General features: G+C 62.5%; 14 protein-coding genes. 5 read left to right on the top strand and 9 right to left on the bottom strand.

Going from position 1 to position 17,915, the window contains the following annotated elements:
• The first annotated feature begins 177 nt into the window (after positions 1–177).
• Positions 178–1,953, top strand: coding sequence for a signal peptide peptidase SppA (gene sppA, locus AAFH49_RS13055; protein WP_342298748.1), 1,776 nt, complete (start codon positions 178–180; stop codon positions 1,951–1,953).
• Positions 1,954–2,036: 83 nt separating this feature from the next.
• Here sppA and AAFH49_RS13060 read toward each other — a convergent pair whose 3' ends face one another.
• Positions 2,037–2,711, bottom strand: coding sequence for a PKD domain-containing protein (locus tag AAFH49_RS13060; protein ID WP_342298750.1), 675 nt, complete (start codon positions 2,709–2,711; stop codon positions 2,037–2,039).
• A gap of 144 nt (positions 2,712–2,855) precedes the next feature.
• On the opposite strand from AAFH49_RS13060, the gene AAFH49_RS13065 reads away from it, so the two are divergent.
• Positions 2,856–3,674, top strand: coding sequence for a purine-nucleoside phosphorylase (locus tag AAFH49_RS13065; protein WP_342298751.1), 819 nt, complete (start codon positions 2,856–2,858; stop codon positions 3,672–3,674).
• A gap of 101 nt (positions 3,675–3,775) precedes the next feature.
• On the opposite strand, the gene AAFH49_RS13070 is transcribed toward AAFH49_RS13065, so the two are convergent.
• The 5 genes from AAFH49_RS13070 to AAFH49_RS13090 all read right to left on the bottom strand — a co-directional run bounded on the left by AAFH49_RS13070 (position 3,776) and on the right by AAFH49_RS13090 (position 8,495).
• Positions 3,776–4,207 (bottom strand): lipocalin family protein, encoded by a 432-nt coding sequence (locus tag AAFH49_RS13070; protein ID WP_342298752.1) that lies wholly within the window; start codon positions 4,205–4,207, stop codon positions 3,776–3,778.
• Between the two features lie 91 nt (positions 4,208–4,298).
• Complete coding sequence (locus AAFH49_RS13075) at positions 4,299–5,168, bottom strand: DUF4249 domain-containing protein (protein ID WP_342298754.1); 870 nt, start codon at positions 5,166–5,168, stop codon at positions 4,299–4,301.
• A 12-nt stretch (positions 5,169–5,180) separates the two neighbouring features.
• Positions 5,181–7,541 carry a TonB-dependent receptor gene (locus AAFH49_RS13080; protein ID WP_342298757.1) on the bottom strand — a complete coding sequence of 787 codons (2,361 nt, stop codon included), beginning with the start codon at positions 7,539–7,541 and terminating at the stop codon, positions 5,181–5,183.
• An 86-nt stretch (positions 7,542–7,627) separates the two neighbouring features.
• Positions 7,628–7,939, bottom strand: coding sequence for a thioredoxin (gene trxA / locus AAFH49_RS13085; RefSeq protein WP_342298758.1), 312 nt, complete (start codon positions 7,937–7,939; stop codon positions 7,628–7,630).
• A 106-nt stretch (positions 7,940–8,045) separates the two neighbouring features.
• Positions 8,046–8,495, bottom strand: coding sequence for a hypothetical protein (locus tag AAFH49_RS13090; protein WP_342298760.1), 450 nt, complete (start codon positions 8,493–8,495; stop codon positions 8,046–8,048).
• 271 nt (positions 8,496–8,766) lie between these two features.
• Here AAFH49_RS13090 and AAFH49_RS13095 point away from each other — a divergent pair, with 271 nt between their 5' ends.
• Together AAFH49_RS13095 and AAFH49_RS13100 are read left to right on the top strand one after the other, a co-directional pair.
• Positions 8,767–9,006, top strand: a complete 240-nt coding sequence (locus AAFH49_RS13095) for an HNH endonuclease (RefSeq protein WP_342298762.1) — start codon at positions 8,767–8,769, stop codon at positions 9,004–9,006.
• Between the two features lie 42 nt (positions 9,007–9,048).
• On the top strand, positions 9,049–10,107 hold the full coding sequence (locus AAFH49_RS13100; protein WP_342298764.1) for a DUF6687 family protein: 1,059 nt from the start codon (positions 9,049–9,051) through the stop codon (positions 10,105–10,107).
• A gap of 27 nt (positions 10,108–10,134) precedes the next feature.
• Here the strand turns inward: AAFH49_RS13100 and AAFH49_RS13105 are convergent, their stop codons facing one another.
• The 3 genes from AAFH49_RS13105 to AAFH49_RS13115 form a co-directional block, all read right to left on the bottom strand.
• Positions 10,135–13,848 carry an AAA family ATPase gene (locus AAFH49_RS13105; RefSeq protein WP_342298766.1) on the bottom strand — a complete coding sequence of 1,238 codons (3,714 nt, stop codon included), beginning with the start codon at positions 13,846–13,848 and terminating at the stop codon, positions 10,135–10,137.
• Between the two features lie 78 nt (positions 13,849–13,926).
• Complete coding sequence (locus AAFH49_RS13110) at positions 13,927–14,385, bottom strand: hypothetical protein (RefSeq protein WP_342298768.1); 459 nt, start codon at positions 14,383–14,385, stop codon at positions 13,927–13,929.
• A 55-nt stretch (positions 14,386–14,440) separates the two neighbouring features.
• Positions 14,441–15,700, bottom strand: coding sequence for an exonuclease SbcCD subunit D C-terminal domain-containing protein (locus tag AAFH49_RS13115; protein ID WP_342298770.1), 1,260 nt, complete (start codon positions 15,698–15,700; stop codon positions 14,441–14,443).
• 295 nt (positions 15,701–15,995) lie between these two features.
• On the opposite strand from AAFH49_RS13115, the gene AAFH49_RS13120 reads away from it, so the two are divergent.
• Positions 15,996–17,888 carry a chloride channel protein gene (locus AAFH49_RS13120; protein ID WP_342298771.1) on the top strand — a complete coding sequence of 631 codons (1,893 nt, stop codon included), beginning with the start codon at positions 15,996–15,998 and terminating at the stop codon, positions 17,886–17,888.
• Positions 17,889–17,915: the final 27 nt, after the last annotated feature.

Here is a 17,915-nt window from a genome sequence, read left to right on the forward strand (position 1 = left end):
CTCCCCCGGGACTTTTCATCGCTCCCCCGCGTTTTCGCATCGTTCCCCCGGGCCTTCGCATCGTTCCCCCGTGTCTTCCCACCGGTGGGAAAGCGCGGGGGAGCGGTGCGAAACCCCGGGGGAAAGCCAAACGGCCCGCGCCGCCTACTTTTGCTTGCTCTCACCTAGTCTGCAACCATGCGTCAGTTTCTTAAATACGTCCTCGCCACCATCGTGGGGCTTGTGACCTTCGCCTTCCTCGGATTTTTCCTGCTGGCCATCTTCATCGGGGCCACGGTGAGCAGCGCCAACGGCCCCAAGGAAACCGTGGCCAACTCGGTGCTGGAGCTCAAGCTCAACGAGCCGCTCAATGAGCGCGGGCGCGAAGGGCGCTTCGGCGGCTTTGGCGGGGGCGGCAGTACGGGGCTGGTCGAGTTGAAAGAGGCCATTCACCGGGCCAAGGGCGACGACGACATCAAGGGCATTCTGCTGAATTTGGGCATCGTGCAGGGCGGCATGGCCTCGCTGGAGGAAGTGCGCAACGCGTTGCTCGACTTCAAAAAGAGCGGCAAATTCGTGGTGGCCTACCACGAAATCGCGTCCGAAAAGAGCTTCTACCTCTCTTCGATGGCCAATGAAATCTACCTCAACCCCCAGGGCACGCTCGAATTCAACGGCCTGAGCTCGGAGGTGCTGTTTTATAAGCGCCTTTTCGATAAGGCCGGCATTCAGCCCTACATTTTCCGGGTGGGCTCCTTCAAAAGTGCCGTGGAGCCGTTTTTTCGGGAGAATTTCTCTGATTCGGCCCGCTACCAGACGGTGTCGTTCCTGAACTCCATCAACGGCTACATGATTGGCGAGGTGGCCAAAACCCGGGGCATCAACCCGGCTCGCCTCAAGGTAATTTCGGACTCGATGCTGGTGCACAACGCCCCCGATGCCCTGCGCCTGCACCTCGTCACCAAACTCGGCTACTTCGATGAGGTGCAGGACTACATGCGCCGCAAGCTGGACCTGGCCAAAAACAAAAAACCCAGCCTGGTAAGCCTGTCCGACTACACCGACCACGACAACGGCGTGGACGAGCGCGAAGGCAAAACCAGCGGCCGCCGCATCGCCGTGATTTACGCCGAGGGCGACATCGTGACCGGCAAGGGCTCCGACGACAACATCGGCAGCACCAAGTTCGCCGAAGCCATCCGCAAGGCCCGGCTCGACGACCGGGTGAAGGCCGTGGTGCTGCGCATCAACTCGCCGGGCGGCTCCTCGCTGGCCTCCGACATCATCTACCGCGAGGTGCTGCTAACCAAGAAAGTAAAGCCGATTATCGCCAGCATGAGCGACGTGGCGGCTTCCGGCGGCTACTACATTGCCATGGCCTGTGATACCATCGTGGCCCATCCGAACACCATCACGGGCTCCATTGGCGTGTTTGGCGTGCTGCCCAACATCCAGCCCATGCTGGCCGACAAGCTCGGTATCACCGTGGACCGCGTGACGACGGGCAAGTTTTCGGACCTGCCCACCATCACCCGCCCGCTCACGGAATTTGAAAAACGCACCTTGCAGGAAGAAGTAAATCGCATCTACGCCGACTTCACCAGCAAAGCCGCCAAAGGCCGTCACATGCCCGTGGAGCGCCTGCGTCGCCTGGCCTCGGGCCGCGTCTGGAGCGGTATCGAAGCCAAAAACAACGGCCTCGTGGACGTGCTCGGCGACTACCAGGACGCGCTGAAAATTGCCGCCGCCCGCGCCCACCTCCAGCCCGACGACTACCGCGTGCAGCGCCTGCCCCGCCAGAAATCGGCGCTGGAGGACTTCATCTCCACGTTCACCGACGACGATGATGCCGCCAAAACCCGCGCCATCAAGGCCGAGCTGGGGCCGCTGTACCCCGCCTACGCCCAGTACCAGCAGCTCATGCAGATGCGCGGCGTACAGGCCCGCCTGCCGTACACGCTGGATATCCAGTAGCACGGCCAGCCGCTAGCGACCATCCATCAAAAAAGGCTTGCCCGTTGGGGCAAGCCTTTTTTATTTCAGGCTTCAGCCCTGCTCTACGGCTGCTTTTTGCCGTAGAATTTCCAGATGGTGCCCGCCTGCACCACGCCGCCCGAGTACACGTAGCAGTAGATGCTGTCGCCCGAGGTTTCCAGCTGTAGCGCGTTTCGAAGAGAGAAAAACGAGGCGTTTTTTCGTTCGGGCGCGTGGCCCATCCAAGCCCGGGGAGAAGTATAGCTACCCAGCTGATAGTCAAAATCACCGTTGAACAGGTGCAGTCGGCTCGGGCTCACCACCGTCAGGGGCATGGTTGTGTCCCTAACCACGGTGGTAAAGTTGTTGCCGGAATAGTTCATCCGGTAGAGCCGGCCCCGGTAGTTGCCCACCGCCGATGACATCACACTGGCCGGAGCCCCGCCAGCGGTTATCTCCACTACCTGGCTGGTAGTATCGGTGCCTTCGGCCGAGGATGCGGCCAGGCGAATCCGGACTTTTTTGCTGTAGGTATCGAACGCGTGCGATGGGGTCGCGCCTGTGGAAGTCGTGCCGTCGCCCCAGGTCCACAAAAAATCCGTCGCATCGGTCGACTGGTTGGTGACCTGCAACGAGACGTTCGCGCCGATTGAAGCCGGGGCGCTGAAGCGGGCCACGGGCTTGGCGGCCGTAGTGTCTTTTTTGCAAGAGCCGGCCAGCAACGCAAGCAGCAGTAAGCTGTAGTTTATTTGTTTCATTGGAAAGATTTGTTTCATTGGAAAGAAAGGAAGTGGTTAGGTCTAACGTGGTAAACGAGCACCAAGTCGAAAGTAATATAGCTTCGCTGCTCATGAACGAATTTTGCTTTTCGTAATTACCCGATACTTCCCTTACCCCATCGCATGCAACACCTCCGCGAAGCCGCCACCTACATCAACGCCAACTCCCAGGCCTTCCAGCCCGAAACGGGCATCATCCTCGGCACCGGGCTGGGCGCGCTGGCCAAGGAGGTCGATGTCGAATACGAAATCAACTACGCCGACATTCCGCACTTCCCCCTTAGCACCGTAGAAAGCCACGCCGGCCGGCTACTGCTGGGCCGCATGGGCGGTAAGAAAGTGGCGGTGCTGCAAGGCCGTTTCCACTACTACGAGGGCTACACCATGCAGCAGGTGGCCATGCCTGTGCGCGTGCTCAAGCTGCTCGGCATTGCCCGCCTGCTGGTGAGTAACGCCGCTGGCGGCCTGAACCCCGATTTCAACATTGCGGATTTGATGTTGATTGACGACCACATCAACCTGCAGCCCACCAACCCGCTAATCGGGGCCAACCTGGACGAAATGGGCCCGCGCTTCCCGGATATGTTCGCGCCCTACGACGCCGACCTGCTCCGCCGGGCCGAAGCCGCTGCCCAGGCGCTGGGCCAGGCCGGCACCACCCGGCGCGGCGTGTACGCCAGCGTGCCCGGCCCCATGCTCGAAACCCCGGCCGAATACCGCTACCTGCGCACCATCGGGGCCGATGCCGTGGGCATGAGCACGGTGCCGGAAGTAATTGCCGCCCGCCACCTGGGCCTGCCGGTGCTGGCGGTGTCGGTCATCACCGACCTCTGCGCACCCGGCCACCTCAAGCCCGTAGTGCTGGCCGATATCTTCGCCGCCGCCGCCGCAGCCGAGCCCCGGCTCACGGCGCTGATAAAGGCGGTGGTGGCAGGCTTGTAGCACATGCTTTAGCTTGTGCAGTGCCAGGCAAAAAACAACGAGGCCCGGATGGTATATCCGGGCCTCGTTGTTTGAGATATCACTTATGAAGCAGCTTACACTTACGGCTGGGCCGAGAACGTGCGCTCTTCAACCGCGCCGGTTTTATTCGTGAAGGTGTAGCGCAGCTCAGTGGCCGTGAGGGCGGCCACGGCATATTCGTTGCTGGTGCCCTTGTTGTCGGTGAGGTGCAGCACGGTGTTGTTGGTCATCAGCATCCAGGTGCCGGGGTAGGTGGTGCCGTCGGCCAATAGCTTCTGGGTGTAGGTGCCGTCGGTGCGGAAGGTGAGCGAGTACTGGTCCTTGATGCCCGAGCCAGTGCCGGTGACCTGACCGGCTTGTTTGATTTGGTCGAGGCGCCAACTGCCGGTGGTCAGCTGCTGGGTAGAGGCGGTGGCGGTGGGCTGCGGCGTGGTGGCCGAGTCTTTTTTGCAGCTGCCGAGGCTCAGGGTAAGCAGGGCCAGGGCGAGAACGGGGTAACGGAGCTTGTGCATGAGAAGAAAGGAAATTGGGTTAGGAATGAACAGTAGATGATGCCCCGGTCTGAATGGTTGCCTGGGACAGTTTCTATTTTTTCCTGGCTCCTTACTTCGAGATAATCTTCTGGGCCGTGGTACCGCTCAGCACCCCAAAAATACCGATGCCGCCCTGCACGTTGCCGTAGATGGCGGAGGGCTGGGCGAAAGGGTTGCCGTTGGCCTGCCGCGCATCGCGCACCGACTGCCGGAAGCGGAACATGGCCCGCTCAGTATGGTAGAGCGTGGCCGTGACGGTATCGCCGGGATAGAAGCGGTAGCTGGTGCCCAGCACAAATTCCTGGCCGTTGAGCAGCCGGTCCTCTACCGACATATCCTGTTCCGGGCTTTTGAGGAGCGCGCCCTTGGCTGGGTTGCCCTTGTGCAGCTGCAGGCGGTAGCAGTCATCGAGCGGGGCCGGGTCACGGAAGCTGGTGAGGAAAAGCGCCTTGCGCTCGGAGCCGGTTTTGTCGTTGAACTGGTAGCTCACCGAATCGATGGGCACGGGGGCCAGCATGGTGGTGGTGGCGGTGGCGTGGCGGCCTTTGGTGTCTACCACGTCGAGCTTGAACACGTCGCCGGCCTTGGCCACCAGCGGGTCGCGGCCGATGTGGGAGTGGAATTTCACGCCCGAAGTGGTATCAATCAACGCCCGGTAATTGGGGTTGAAGGCCAGCGGCACCAGCGTGCCGTTGGGCATGGTGAGCGTGACGGTGACATCGGTGGGCACCTGCGGCAGCACGGCGCTGATGTACGGCACCGATGTGGTGACGGCCAGCTCCGGCACCTTGCCCGGCTGCAGATAGCATTCCACCACCAAATCGGAGGAGAAGGCCGGCAGCGGCACGTTGATGTCGTTTTGCAGCTTGCCGCAGCCGGCCAGCGCCAGCCCAATTATCGCCAGCGCCCCAAACGTGCTTCTGTTGATTGAAATCGACATAAAACCCATGGTTTAGAAGCGGAAATTGTACGTCAGCGACGGGATGACCGGGAACAGCGACACCTGCTTGGCCTGGAAGCCGGTGGTGCGGCCGGTGGCCTTGTCGCGCACGGTATCGAAGAACACGAAGTAGGCGTTGCGGCGGTTGTAGGCGTTGTAGATGCTCAGGGTGAGGTCCTGGTCGCGCCGGACCCCGATTTTGTACACCACGCCGAGGTCGAGGCGGTGGTACGGGATGAGGCGGTAGGAATTGCGGTCGGGGTACACGGGCACCGGGCGCGGGTCGATGCCCACGCTGGAACCCGGAATATCCTGCACCCCAAACCGGCCCAGCGGCAGCGTGGTGAGGTTGCCCGAGGTGTAAATGAAGCTGGCCGTGAGATTGATGCGGGTATTGAGTTGGTGCAGCACCACCACGGTCAGGTTGTGGCGGCGGTCGTAGTTGGGATGGAAATCGCGGCCGCCGTTCACGCCGTTGGTGCCGTTCTGGGGCTGGAAATTGCGCCAGCTCCAGGCCAGCGTGTAGCCAATCCAGCCGGTGGTTTTGCCGGTTTTCTTCTCTAAGTAAAGCTCGTTACCATAAGCCCAACTCTTGCCGAAAATGAACTCCTGGTCCAAATCGGGATTCACAAACAGCTGCGCGCCGTCGCGAAAATCGACCTGATTGCGGCCCCATTTGTAGTACAGCTCATTGGTGAGCAAATATTTCCCGCCGCCCAGCAGGAAGCTGGCCCCGCCGCTCACCTGCTGCGACTGCTGCGGCTTCACCGACAGCCGCGAGGGGTACCAGATATCGGTGGGCAGCGACGCGCCCGAGTTCGTGACCAAATGCACGTACTGGTACATCATGGCGTAGTTGAGCTTGAACGAGGTCTTATCGTTCAGAGCGTAGCGGGCGGCGGCGCGGGGCTCCAGGCCGCCGTACTGGTCGGTGCCGCTACGGAAACCGGTCAGGCGCAGGCCGCCTTCTAGTTGGAGCTTGTCGGTGGCCTTGTAGTTGTCGGAGGCGTACACACCGCCGTCGAGGCCGTAGTAATGCACATCGGAACCGATGTCGAGGCGGCCGTCGCCGGTGCTGGCGCTGAGGCGGCCCACGCCGAAGCGGTGCTGCGTGAGCATGGCCCCTAACTTGATTTGGTGGCGGTCGTTGGGCGTGTATTCAAAATCGGTGCGCCCGGTGTAGTCCGTGATTTGCGAGCCCAGGTTGAAATTGAACACGTTGGCCAGCTGGTTGGTCAGCGTGTATTTATAGTCCGACACCGACACGGTGGTATTCACGAATAGCTTGGGCGAAAACGTGTGGTTCCAGCGCAGCGAGCCAATGGTATTGCCCCACTGGAAGCTGAACTTGAACCCGTTCGGACTGCTGAAACCGAAAATATCGCGGCCCAGGTAGCCGGTCAGAAACACCTGGTCCTTCTCGCCGAGCGTGTAGTTGGCCTTGGCGTTGAAATCGTAGAAATAGTAGTCGGGAATGGGGCTGTAGTCCTCCTTGCCCTCGTTGGCCTTGTTGAGCGCCCGGGTGAAAATGTCAAAATACGTGCGCCGGCCGCTCACGATGAATGAGCCCTTGCCCTTGTTTATCGGCCCTTCGTAGGTGAGGCGCGACGAAATAAGGCCCACGCCGCCGGTGGCCACGTAGTGCTGGCGGTCACCCTCGCGCAATTTCACATCGACCACCGACGACAGCCGCCCGCCAAACTGCGCCGGGAAGCCCGACTTGTACAGGTCCACGCTCTGCACGGCATCGGAGTTGAACACCGAGAACAACCCGAACAAGTGGTTAGGATTATACACCACCGTGTTATCCAGCAGCACCAGGTTCTGGTCGGCCGAGCCGCCGCGCACAAACAGGCCGCTGGTGCCCTCGCCCCCACTCTGCACGCCGGGCTTTAGCTGCAACGTTTTCAGGATATCGACCTCGCCAAAAAGGGCCGGCAGCAGCTTGGCTTCCTTAATGCTGAGGTGCTCGACGCCCATTTGGGTGGTTTTGAGCTTTTGCTCCAGCGTCACGGAGCCTTCCACCACCACTTCGCCCAACTCATTGCCACTTTCTTCCATGTTGAGGCTCAGGCGCTCGTTTTTTTTCAGGTTCACCTCGCGGGTGATTTGCTGATAGCCGATGAAGGCGATGACCAGCTGGTGATGCCCCGCGGGCAGGCTCAGCGAATAGTGCCCGAGCGAGTCGGCCGCCGTGCCGGTATTGAGGGCGGGCACGGCCACGCTGGCCCCGGGCAGGGTTTCGCCGCGCCCGCCGCGCACCGTGCCGCTGATGGTGAACCGCGCCACCGTCTGGGCCCGGCCGGTCTGCGGCCATCCCAGCCCCAACATAAACAACAACAAGTAGTAACGCCGGGCAGCACTAAAAATCATACGGTAGCAGTCGAGGAAGACGCAAAGGTAGCGTCCTCCCCAACGCCGGCCTGCACCGGATAGTTTAGCGCCCGTGCCGGGGCGGGTTATTTGCCCACGTAGGACTGCAAAACCTGCGCAATCTGGGCGGCCGGCACTACGCCCGCCTGCCGCCACACCGGCTGCCCCTGATGGAACAGAATCAGCGTGGGAATGCTCTGCACGCGGTATTGCTGGGCCACGGCCTGGTTACGGTCCACGTCGATTTTGACGACGCGCACCTTGCCGCCGTGCTGGGCCGCCACCTGCTCCAGAATAGGGGCCATGGTTTTACAGGGGCCGCACCAGGTGGCGTAAAAGTCAACCAGCACCGGCATTCCAGGGCTGTTGATGAGTTCGGGGAAAGACTTGCGAGGCATGGCGAAGGGTGGTTAAGCGAGAAGTCAAGGGCTTTGAACCATATATAACGCAAAAAGCCCGGCGCGTGGCCGGGCTTTTTGGTTTTTGCGGCCGCAATCGGCTTCGCTACTTGTTGATAATTGTCACGTCGTTGGCTACTTCGGGCAGCGTAAAGCGCCCGCCCACGGCTTTCACACCTTTCACGCGGCACTCCCAAGTGTAGCGGCCGGGGATGGCGCTGGCCGCTTCGCCGGTTTCGGCCTTGAAGTATTCGGGGTCGGAGGGGTCGGTGGGAAAAAGCACGTCGACGCCGGTCTGGCCTTTGGCCAGCTCTTTCACCAGTAGGTAGTCTTTGCCGGTTTTCTCGCTGTGCACGATGAAGATAGCCGTGTAAGGGCCGAGCTGGCCATATTTATCCAGGATGCCCAGCTTGATTTGGGCGGTGGTGCTCACCATCCAGGTTTGCGCGTGGGCTTCGGGGGCCGAGCCCAGTAGCAATATCATCATCAGTGCCCCGGTCAGCCAGCCGGCCAGGGGCCACTGTTTGGGCTTTAAAAAAGCAGGTACAGTTATCATCACGGTTAAAAAGGAGAGAAAAAGGGTGAAATGCAGTTAGCCAGAAAGAGAGATAAAATGCGAGAAATCCGCACATTACTGGCCAAGATAGTACGTTGATAACAAATCCGCAACTTGCAGCAAGCGAAGTCTGTTAAGGTTTCAGTCAAATTGTTCCTGTCCGACTACTATTTGCGTAATGCCCAGGCAACGCTCGCGGTCTGTTTCATGGCCGTCCGATAATCCTTCGCCGACCCTTGCCGGCCCCCGCTGCGGCCTTTGCGAACGGGAGGTGCAGGCCACCTCCCGCCACCACCTGGTACCCCGCGAAGAAGGCGGCAAATATGGCCCCACCGTCGACCTCTGCCAGCCCTGTCACAGCAGCGTGCACCGCTTCCTGAGCAACCGCGCCCTGGCCAGGCAGTATGCTTCCGTGGAAGCCCTGCGGGAAGCCGATGAATTGCAAACCTACCTGCGCTGGATTCGGAGGCAGCGCGTGGAGCGCATCAGCAACCGGCGCGGCCGACGCTGAGCAGGCTTGCGCCGCCTGGTATTTTTAACGGAGCTTTGCCGGATGAACCGCTATTTCGTGCCTTTCGCGCAGCTTCGGCAGCAGCCTACTATTGTGGTGGATAGCGTGGGCCTGGGGGCCGTGCTCACGCTGGCGCACTGGCGCGGGGCGGCCACGCCCACGGCCCTGCGCGACGATACGAGCGCAGGCTCGGCGCTGCGGGCGCTGCACCAGACCACCACGCCGGGCCTGGACGCAGCGGCCGTCACGGCCAATCATTTTGATATTGACGGCTTTATCGGCGTGTGGAGTTTACTGAATCCGGCACTGGCTTTGGAGCACGAAGCACTGCTGCGTCTGGTGGCCGTGCTGGGCGATTTCCGGGAAATCGACCTGACCCACCCGCTGGCCAATGACGCGCTGAAGCTGGTGTGTTGGCTGAATGCCGAGGAAAAAGCCCGGTTCTACGAACCCTTCGGCGCGCCCATCCGGCGGCGGCGCGAGGACGAGGCCTCGGCCGAAAAGTTCGACTGGTTTCTGCCACGCTTTGCCGAATTGCTCCAAAACCCGGAGAACGGCCGCGCCGCCTGGCAGCCCGAATACGACCTGGTGCAACGGGCGGCGGCCATCATCCAAAGCCCCCAAACCACGCGGCGGCACTACCCAGAAATCGGCCTGGCGGTGGTGCATACACCCGCGCCACTGCCATACTACGCCCTTTTCGGCCCCACGGCAGGCTATGATATCGTGCTGAGCCAGTACGAAGGCAACCGATACGAGCTAGAATACAAATACACGACGTGGATTGACCTGGCCAGCCGCCCTACCCTGCCGCGCCTGGCGCTGGCCCCACTCACAGCCCGCCTCAACGCGCTGGAAAACAGCGGCCGCACCTGGACCGCCGACGGCATCACCGACACCGGCCCGCTCCTGCGCCTGACCGGCAAGAAGCTAACCAAAGCCGAGCGCTACGCCGACCCCGACGGCCGGCCGATTTATCCGTCGTCCATTGCGCCGGAGGATATTGAACGGCAAGTGTTGGCGTTTTTTCGGGCCGGCTACGCTGGGATTGAGCCGAAGAAATACTGGACCTGGCCGGAGGTGAAGGCGGCCGGGATGTAACGCGGACTCGCAGATTCCACGCTACAGCTACACCGCGCAGTCGGTTTCTTCGCCGCGCACGTCTACCAAGTGCACTGAACTGTTGCCGCCCGCGCCCGGCCGTACCCGAATCTGGGTGCCAATGCGGTCTTTGAGGTCGGAAACGTGGGAGATGATGCCAATCATTTTGCCTGAGTGTTGCAGACGCTCCAGCGCATCTAGAGCGGTGTTCAGCGCCTCGGGGTCGAGCGTGCCGAAGCCTTCATCAATGAATAACGACTCGATACGGGCCTTGTGGCCAGCCAGCTCACTCAGGCCCAAAGCCAGTGCCAGGCTTACCAGGAAGCTTTCGCCACCCGAGAGCGAAGCCATGGGGCGCACGGTATCGGCCTGGTCGTGGTCGATGATTTGCAGCTCCAGGTTGCGGTGCGGGGTTTTGAGGATGGTGTAGCGGCCGGTGAGCTGGCGCAGGCGCAGATTGGCCAGTCGGGCGAGGTGGGTGAGCGTGAGGCCTTGCGCAAACTGGCTGAACTTGTCGCCCCGCGCCGAGCCAATTTGGTCGCTCAGGTCCTGCCAGCGCTGCTCTTCCAGCTGGCGCAGCAGCAGTTCCTGCAAGCCAGCCGCCTGCTGGGTGCGGGCATCGTCGTCCAATTTCAGCTGATTGCCCACGGCCCCCAGCTTCTGCTGCAGAATGTCATCGGCGGCTGAGAGGGTATTGAGCTGGGCCGTTAGCTCGGGGGCCGAGTGCGGCGTTAGGCCGGCCTCGGCGTGGTGGCTGAGCTCGGCGGTGAGGTCGGTGAGGCGGCGGGCGGCGGCGGTTTGGTTAGTAAGGTGTTCCTGGCGAAGCTGCTGGAGGCGCTGGGCTTCGGCGGCGGGTAGCAGCAGGGCGCGGGCCTCGGCGGCGCTGGCGAGGCCTGCGGTTTCCAAGGCCCTGGTTAGCTCAGCCTGCCGCTGGGCATAGGCCGCACTGTGCGCGGCAAGCTGGGTTTGCAGGTCGTCGCGGCGGTTTTGCTGGATTTCGAGGGCTTTCTGCTGGTCGGCTAGTTGGCTTTGGCTGAGCTGCTGGGCATTGGCCAGGCGCAGGGTAGCTTGACGAGACTGCTCGGCTTCGGCGGCGGGATTGGGGCCAGCGTAAGCTGCCTGGCGAGCCTGCTGCTGCTGGCGTAGCGCTTCCTCGTCGGCCGCCAAAATAGCGACGGCAGCGGCAAGTTGGGCTTCCTGCTGCGTCAAGGCCTGCTGATGGGCATTGCGCTGGCTGGTTTTTTCCAGCAGCTGTTTTCCCAGCTCACTGAGCGTGGTCACCTGGGTTTCGTAATGGTCGGCTCGCTCCCGCAGCGTGGCCAGCAGGCCGTCGTAGGGCGGCCGGGCGGGCAGTTCCAGCTTATGCGGCTGGAGGAAATCCCGAAGCGAGCTTTGGAAAATCTCGGCCTGTTCCTGCCAATGCACCAGCTCATCGGCGAGGCGAGCCAGGTCGGCTTCGATGGTTGTCTGCCGGTCCAGCAGGCGTGGAATCTCGCGTTGCGCGGCGGTGATGGCCTCACCGGCCTGCAGGTATTTTTCGCGCAGCGCGCCCAGCTTTTCATCAAGCTCGGCCAGGCGGCGACGGGCGGCGACGGCCGCAGCTTGCTCACCGGCCGCCGCTTCCAGCAGCGCACGAACGGCGGCGGGGTTGGCCGGTTCGGCGGGCGCGGGCACCAGTGCCGCTGCGAGGTCGGCGGCTTGCTGACGGGCCGTTTCGGCAGCATCAGCTGCTTCCCTACGGAGCTGCTGGCGCTGGCGCTGCTCGGTCTGGTGACGGGTGAGGGCGGTAGTGGCTTGCCGAAATTCCTCATCGAGCGCGGCCAGAGCCCGCTCCTGCTGGGTCACGCGCAGTTCCTGTGCATCGGCTTCGGCCGTAAAATCGGGGCCGAAGGCATGTTCCAGCGCGCCACACAGCGGGCAGGGCTGGCCGGCCTCTAGGTGCTGGCGGTGGGTGTTGAGGTCGGCCAGGGCTTGCTGGACGCGCAGTTCGCGGCGGTAGCTGTCGAGCAGCTTCTGGCCGTCGGCGCGGCGGGTTTCGAGGTGATTTGCAGCCGCTTCGGCCGTGACCAGAGCCGGGGCCTGTTGGTCGATTTCAGCGGCCAGGGCAGCGGCGCGGGTCTGGTGCTCGTGGGCTGCTTCGGCTTTGGGCAGCAGCTGTTGCAGGGCCTGCCGGTGGGCGGTGAGGTCGTCGGCGCGCTGGACGAGGGCGGCGGCCGACGTGCCGGCCAGAAGAGCGTCGCGCTCGGTGCGGCAGGGCTGGCCTTCGTCCTTGATGGCTCGCTGGCGGGCTAGGGCGTCGGTTTCGAGGCCGTGCTGACGGCGCAGGTCGGTGGTGGTTTGGTCCTGGGCTTTGCGCAGTTCGGCGCGGCTGGCCTCGCGGGTGGCTATTTCCTTTTGCGCGTTTTGCAGGTCGATGATTTCACGACTTATCTGGTCGAGTTGCTTATCAAGTTTAATCTCGGCGCTGTGCTCGATGAGCCAGCGGTCCAGGGCCGCGTTGCGGGTTTGCAGGGCTTCAATCTGCTGTGTCTCGCGGTTTAGGTCGGCTTCGGCCTGGGCATAAGCCTTCTGGCTTTGCTCGTGGGCCGCGTGCTTTAAGTTGAGCTGCTGCCGGGCGGCGGCAATCTCGGCATCCTGCTGCTGCGCTTTGCTGAGCAGGGGGCGCAGGCGGTTTTCGTCGGCCAGGGCGGTGGCGTGGGCGGTGGTGGCGGCGGTGTGGGCAGTGGCGGCAGCATCGGCGGCCAAGCGCAGGCGGGGCAGGGCTTCGGCTAGTTCGCGTAGCTGCGTTTCGTCGCTATTGACTTCCTTTTCAGCGGCCGCGGCCAGTTCCAGTGGCTTATCAACGGCAGCGGCGCGTGCGTGGCCATCTAGCCGGGCAATATCGGGTTGCAGGGTTTCGTCATCGCGGCGCAGGCGCTCCACTTCGCGGGCCGTGTCGCTCAACTGCTTATTTAACTGGTCCAATTCAGTGCGCCATACCAAGAAAACAGTTAGGTCCTGCTGCTCCAAGTGGTGCCATTCCGCTTGCTGGTGCAGCACGTCGAGCTGGGCCTCCAGCTCCGCCCGCTCGTCGTCCGACAGCAGCCGGGTGGCATCTAGCTTGGCACGCAGCAGCCTGGTTTTCAGCTCCTCTTCCTTGGCCTTCTCAAACGCGGCCACGCTCAGCCGCGAGTAGATGCCCACGTTAGTCATCTTTTCCAGCAGGGCGCTCCGCTCCTTCTCGGGCGCGTGCAGGAAGCGCGCAAACTTGCCCTGGCTCAGCAGCACCGACTGCTCAAACTGCCCGAAATCGAGCCCCGACAACTCCCCCACCCGCTTCGGTACTGCCTCCTTGCCGCTGATAACGGCCACGTTGGATGGGCTCATTACCAGCGTCATGGCATCGGCATTCAGCGCGCCTTTGTCTTCGCCGCGCACTTTGCGCTTCACTTCCCAGCGCGAGCGGTAGCGCACGCGGTCCACCACGCCGGTGTCGGGGTTGGTTTCGTGCACCTCGAATTCTACTTCCGAAAAAGCGTCTTTGGCGTGGCGGCTCACCATCTCGCCCACCTGGCGGTCGTGGCGCGGCACGCGGCCGTAGAGTCCCACCGCAATGGCATCCAGCAGCGTGCTTTTGCCCGCGCCGGTGGGGCCGGTGATGGCAAAAAGCCCCGTGTCGGCCAGCGGCGTTTCATCGAAGCGAATCAGAAACGGCCCGGGCAGCGAGTTCAGGTTAGCGAAGCGGACGCTGATAATTTTCATAGGATAAAATTACGCCCGCCGCTACCAGCATCAGGCTGGCGGCGGCGGGCGAAGAACCAGGCCAAGCCGAAAGGCAGGTTATTTGGAGGTGGCAGCCTTCTGGCGACGGGCATCTTCGGCCAGATAGAAAGTGGCTTCTTTCTGGTATGGCTGGAGGTCCCAGCTCGATTGGGCCCGGGCCAGGTTCACCATGGCCGTCTGGATGGCAGTGCGCTGCTCGGGCGTGCATAGCGCACTGGTCGAATCAGCAAGCAGGGCGGTGTGGAAGCGGTCGAGCTGGGTTTCCATGGCCGTCACCTGCTCGGCACCTTTCTTGGGCAGCAGCTCGGCCGGCGTGCGCTGCATCGGGAACGTTTGGCCCCGGTAAGTGCCTGTGGCGGCAGCCGGTGTGGCAGGGGCTCCTTTTTTATTGGCAGCCCGGCTAGCCAGCCGAATGCCGCCCACAATACCGTTTATGAGGTAGGCCTGAGCGCAGGCTTCGGTGGCCGTGCCCAGCAAAAAAGCGAGGGCAGCGATAGGCAGTATTAATTTTTTCATGAGTAGAACGAATATGGAAGTCAAAACTACCGCCGAAAATCCACTGTAACCAGTTTTATCCGTCCGTTCCGCCCCAGGCCAACGGGTCGGCTTCGGCCAGCAGCTGGCGCAGCTCGCCGAAGGTGGCGGAGAGGGCGGCCGCCCGCTCGGGCGGCAGGCTGGCTACGCGGCGGCTGAACACTTCGTCCACGGTCAATTCGTGCAGCAGGGCCAGCGGCATCGTGCTTTCGGCCAGGTCAGCGGCTTCGGTGGCGCGCTGGTGGCGCACGCCACGCGGAGCCAGCACCTGGGCTTTTTGCAGCTGCAACACGGCCTGCACGCGGCGCTGCACTTCGGCGGGCGTTTCGTCGGAGCGCACCAGCACATCGGCCCAAGCCACGAATTGAAACGCGGAATTATCGAAGGCCAGAATGTCGGCCTCCACCTCCTCCAGCGTGCCGTGAAAGCGCTGCAAGCGCCGCGTGACCGGCACGGGCAAACTGGTAATGGTGGGCGCGCCGGCCCCATTGAATTCCAGTAGCAGCACTTGTTGCTTGTCATCGGCTTCGGTGAAGGACAGCGGCACCGGCGAGCCCGAGTAGCGGATGTGCGCCCGCCCGCCCACCACCTGCGGGCGGTGCAGGTGGCCCAGGGCCACGTAGTCGAACGCGGCGGGGAAATGCTCGGCCCCAATCAAACCCAGCCCGCCGATGTGCACGTCGCGCTCGGCCCCTTCGCGAGCTTCGCCGCCGGCCGCGTAGAGGTGGCCGGTGGCCAGCACGGGCACGTCCTGCTCGCGCTGGCGCCGCACGGATTCGTGGTCGGCCAGGGCGGCGTAGTGGCCGGCAATGCTCTGGCGGATGCGGAGTTGGCGGTCGTCGGGGGTTTCGCCGGCCACGGCCAGGCGGATGTCGCGGTCGCGCAGGAAGGGCACGGCACACACCACCAGCCCCGGGCGGCCATCGGCTCCGTTGAGATTGAGAATTTGCTCGGTGGGGTCGGTAGGCACGCCGCCCACTACGTGGATGCGCAGCTGCCGCAGCAGCTGCCGCGAGGCGTTGAGCATGGTGGGCGAGTCGTGGTTGCCGCCCACCACCACAATGTCGCGGCAGCCGGTGGCTTGCATCTTCACCAAAAACGTATAATACAGCTCCTGCGCCGTGTAGGACGGCGTTTGGGTATCGAAAATATCGCCGGCCACTACCAGCACCTCTATCTGCTGGGCCTGCACCGTCAGCAGCAGCCAGTCGAGGAAAGCCTGCTGCTCGGTGGTGCGCTCCTGGCCGGTGAGGAAGTGCTGGCCAAGGTGCCAGTCGGCGGTGTGAAGGACGCGCATTTAGGGGATAGGTAGCGGGTATTAAGGAAGGCGGGGAACTGCTGAAACGATAATCGAGGCAGAAAATTCACCTGCAAAGTTCGGTCAAAGTCCATAGATGAGTTCGCCTCATAACAATGGCTCATTCAATAAAACCAGCCAAATGCGCAAGACCAACTACTTACAACCGGACAAAGGTGCAACCCGTTATTCCGACGGCTACCCAAGTAACGGGGCACTCATCCCGCTTTCATGAGGTTGCTACTAATATGCACCGCCAATTCATTGGCCGACGCTTCACACTTTCCCATTCCCTATGAAACACTCGCCGCTGGCCCAGGCCGGCATTCCCATTGCTCCCTCCCTCGATTCTACCCTGGCCGATGACGGCGTGCGGCCCCGCGTGGCCCCCGACAAGCAGCGCCTGGTACGTATTTCGGCCTTGGCGGTGCTGGTGGCCGTGGTCATCAGCTTCGTGGCCCGCCTGCTGGTCTACCTCATCAATTTGGTGACCAATCTGGTTTTCCACGGCAGTGCCTCACTGGAATACCACAGCCCGGCCGATAACCACCTTGGCCTGTGGGTTATCCTCATGCCGGCACTGGGCGGCCTGCTGGTCAGCCTGATGGCCATCTATGGCTCGAAAGCCATTCGCGGCCACGGCATCCCCGAGGCCATGGAGCAGATTCTGACCAACCAGAGCCGCATCAAGCCCTCCATCATGTATCTGAAGCCGTTGTCGGCGGCTATTTCGATTGGTACGGGCGGGCCGTTTGGGGCCGAGGGGCCGATTATTGCCACCGGCGGGGCACTGGGCTCCACACTGGGCCAGCTCATCAAAATCACCCACCACGAGCGCAAGGTGCTGCTGGCGGCGGGCGCTACGGCGGGCATGTCGGCCATTTTCGGTACGCCTATCGCGGCGGTTTTTCTGGCTATCGAGCTGCTGCTGTTTGAGTTTTCGCCGCGCTCACTGCTGCCGGTGGCGCTGGCCTGCATCACGGGAGCGGCGGGGCATCACTTGCTGTTTGAGCAAGGTCCGGCGTTTCCCATGCCCGCGCTGCTGGCCCCTAGCAACGGTGCGCTGGCAACCTACAGCGCTATCGGGCTGCTGGTGGGACTGGCCTCGGTGGCCATCACCAAAATCGTGTATTTCATTGAGGACTTGTTCGAAGAACTGCCCATTCACTGGGCGTGGTGGCCGGCACTGGGCGGGCTGGCCGTGGGTGGCATTGGCTACTTCGCGCCGCGCACGCTGGGCGTGGGTTATGAAAATATCACCGAGGTGCTGTCGGGCAACGCCTCGCTGAGTTTGCTGCTGACGCTGTGTTTGTTGAAGTTTGCCTCGTGGGCCATTTCGCTGGGCAGCGGCACGTCGGGCGGCACGCTGGCGCCGCTGCTCACCATCGGCGGGGCCACGGGCGCGCTGCTGGGCGTGGCTATTAAATACTTCTTTCCGGCTTCAGATATTGTGCTGCCGCTGGCGGCGCTGGTGGGCATGGCGGCCATGTTTGCGGGGGCGTCGCGGGCGCTGCTCACGTCCATCGTGTTTGCGGTGGAATCGACGGGCCAGGCCCAGGCGCTGCTGCCACTGCTGGGCGCCTGCACGGCGGCCTACCTGGTGTCGTTTCTGCTGATGGGCAATACCATTATGACCGAGAAAATTGCCCGGCGCGGGGTGAAAACGCCAGTCGACTACGAACCCGACCTGCTCGACAAAGTGAACGTGGGCCGCGTGCTGCAAAACGGCATGCTGGCCATCAGTACCGACAATACCATCGGCGAAGTGCGCGAGTGGACCGAGCGCGAAGCCGAACATACCGGCCCGCACTTAGTAGTGGTGAACCCCGACGGGGCGTTCGCGGGCATCGTGAGCACGGTGGCCCTGGCCGGCTGGCACGCCGACGAAAACGCGCCCATCAGCGCCCTGCTCCAGCCCCGCTCCTCTACCCTGCTGGCCACCGACAGCCTCCGCACCGCCGTAGAGCGCATGGCCCGCGAGAATGTGGACGTGCTGCCCGTGCTGGGCCCCGGCAGCAAGGCTTTGGTCAGCGGCGTAATCTCCTACCGCGACATCCTGACGGCCTACAAAAACCGCCTCGAAGATGACGACAGCACCACCCCGAATATTTCGCTCAAGCGCAAAAGCCTGCGCGTGCTGCTGCGCGGCCAGGCCATGTTTCAAAAGCAGAAATCGGAGATTGAGTAATTATTCGTAGCTCATGACACACAAAAA

The sequence above is a fragment of the Hymenobacter segetis genome, from assembly GCF_038448715.1.
In the GTDB taxonomy this organism is placed as follows: domain Bacteria; phylum Bacteroidota; class Bacteroidia; order Cytophagales; family Hymenobacteraceae; genus Hymenobacter; species Hymenobacter segetis.

What these genes read in the sequence shown, in the direction of transcription:
- sppA (WP_342298748.1), top strand. Translation starts at nt 178, where the DNA reads ATGCGTCAGTTTCTTAAATACGTCCTCGCCACCATCGTGGGGCTTGTG.
- AAFH49_RS13070 (WP_342298752.1), bottom strand. Translation starts at nt 4,207, where the DNA reads ATGCACAAGCTCCGTTACCCCGTTCTCGCCCTGGCCCTGCTTACCCTG.
- AAFH49_RS13080 (WP_342298757.1), bottom strand. Translation starts at nt 7,541, where the DNA reads ATGATTTTTAGTGCTGCCCGGCGTTACTACTTGTTGTTGTTTATGTTG.
- AAFH49_RS13075 (WP_342298754.1), bottom strand. Translation starts at nt 5,168, where the DNA reads ATGTCGATTTCAATCAACAGAAGCACGTTTGGGGCGCTGGCGATAATT.
- AAFH49_RS13100 (WP_342298764.1), top strand. Translation starts at nt 9,049, where the DNA reads ATGAACCGCTATTTCGTGCCTTTCGCGCAGCTTCGGCAGCAGCCTACT.
- AAFH49_RS13120 (WP_342298771.1), top strand. Translation starts at nt 15,996, where the DNA reads ATGAAACACTCGCCGCTGGCCCAGGCCGGCATTCCCATTGCTCCCTCC.
- AAFH49_RS13090 (WP_342298760.1), bottom strand. Translation starts at nt 8,495, where the DNA reads ATGATAACTGTACCTGCTTTTTTAAAGCCCAAACAGTGGCCCCTGGCC.
- trxA (WP_342298758.1), bottom strand. Translation starts at nt 7,939, where the DNA reads ATGCCTCGCAAGTCTTTCCCCGAACTCATCAACAGCCCTGGAATGCCG.
- AAFH49_RS13115 (WP_342298770.1), bottom strand. Translation starts at nt 15,700, where the DNA reads ATGCGCGTCCTTCACACCGCCGACTGGCACCTTGGCCAGCACTTCCTC.
- AAFH49_RS13110 (WP_342298768.1), bottom strand. Translation starts at nt 14,385, where the DNA reads ATGAAAAAATTAATACTGCCTATCGCTGCCCTCGCTTTTTTGCTGGGC.
- AAFH49_RS13065 (WP_342298751.1), top strand. Translation starts at nt 2,856, where the DNA reads ATGCAACACCTCCGCGAAGCCGCCACCTACATCAACGCCAACTCCCAG.
- AAFH49_RS13060 (WP_342298750.1), bottom strand. Translation starts at nt 2,711, where the DNA reads ATGAAACAAATAAACTACAGCTTACTGCTGCTTGCGTTGCTGGCCGGC.
- AAFH49_RS13105 (WP_342298766.1), bottom strand. Translation starts at nt 13,848, where the DNA reads ATGAAAATTATCAGCGTCCGCTTCGCTAACCTGAACTCGCTGCCCGGG.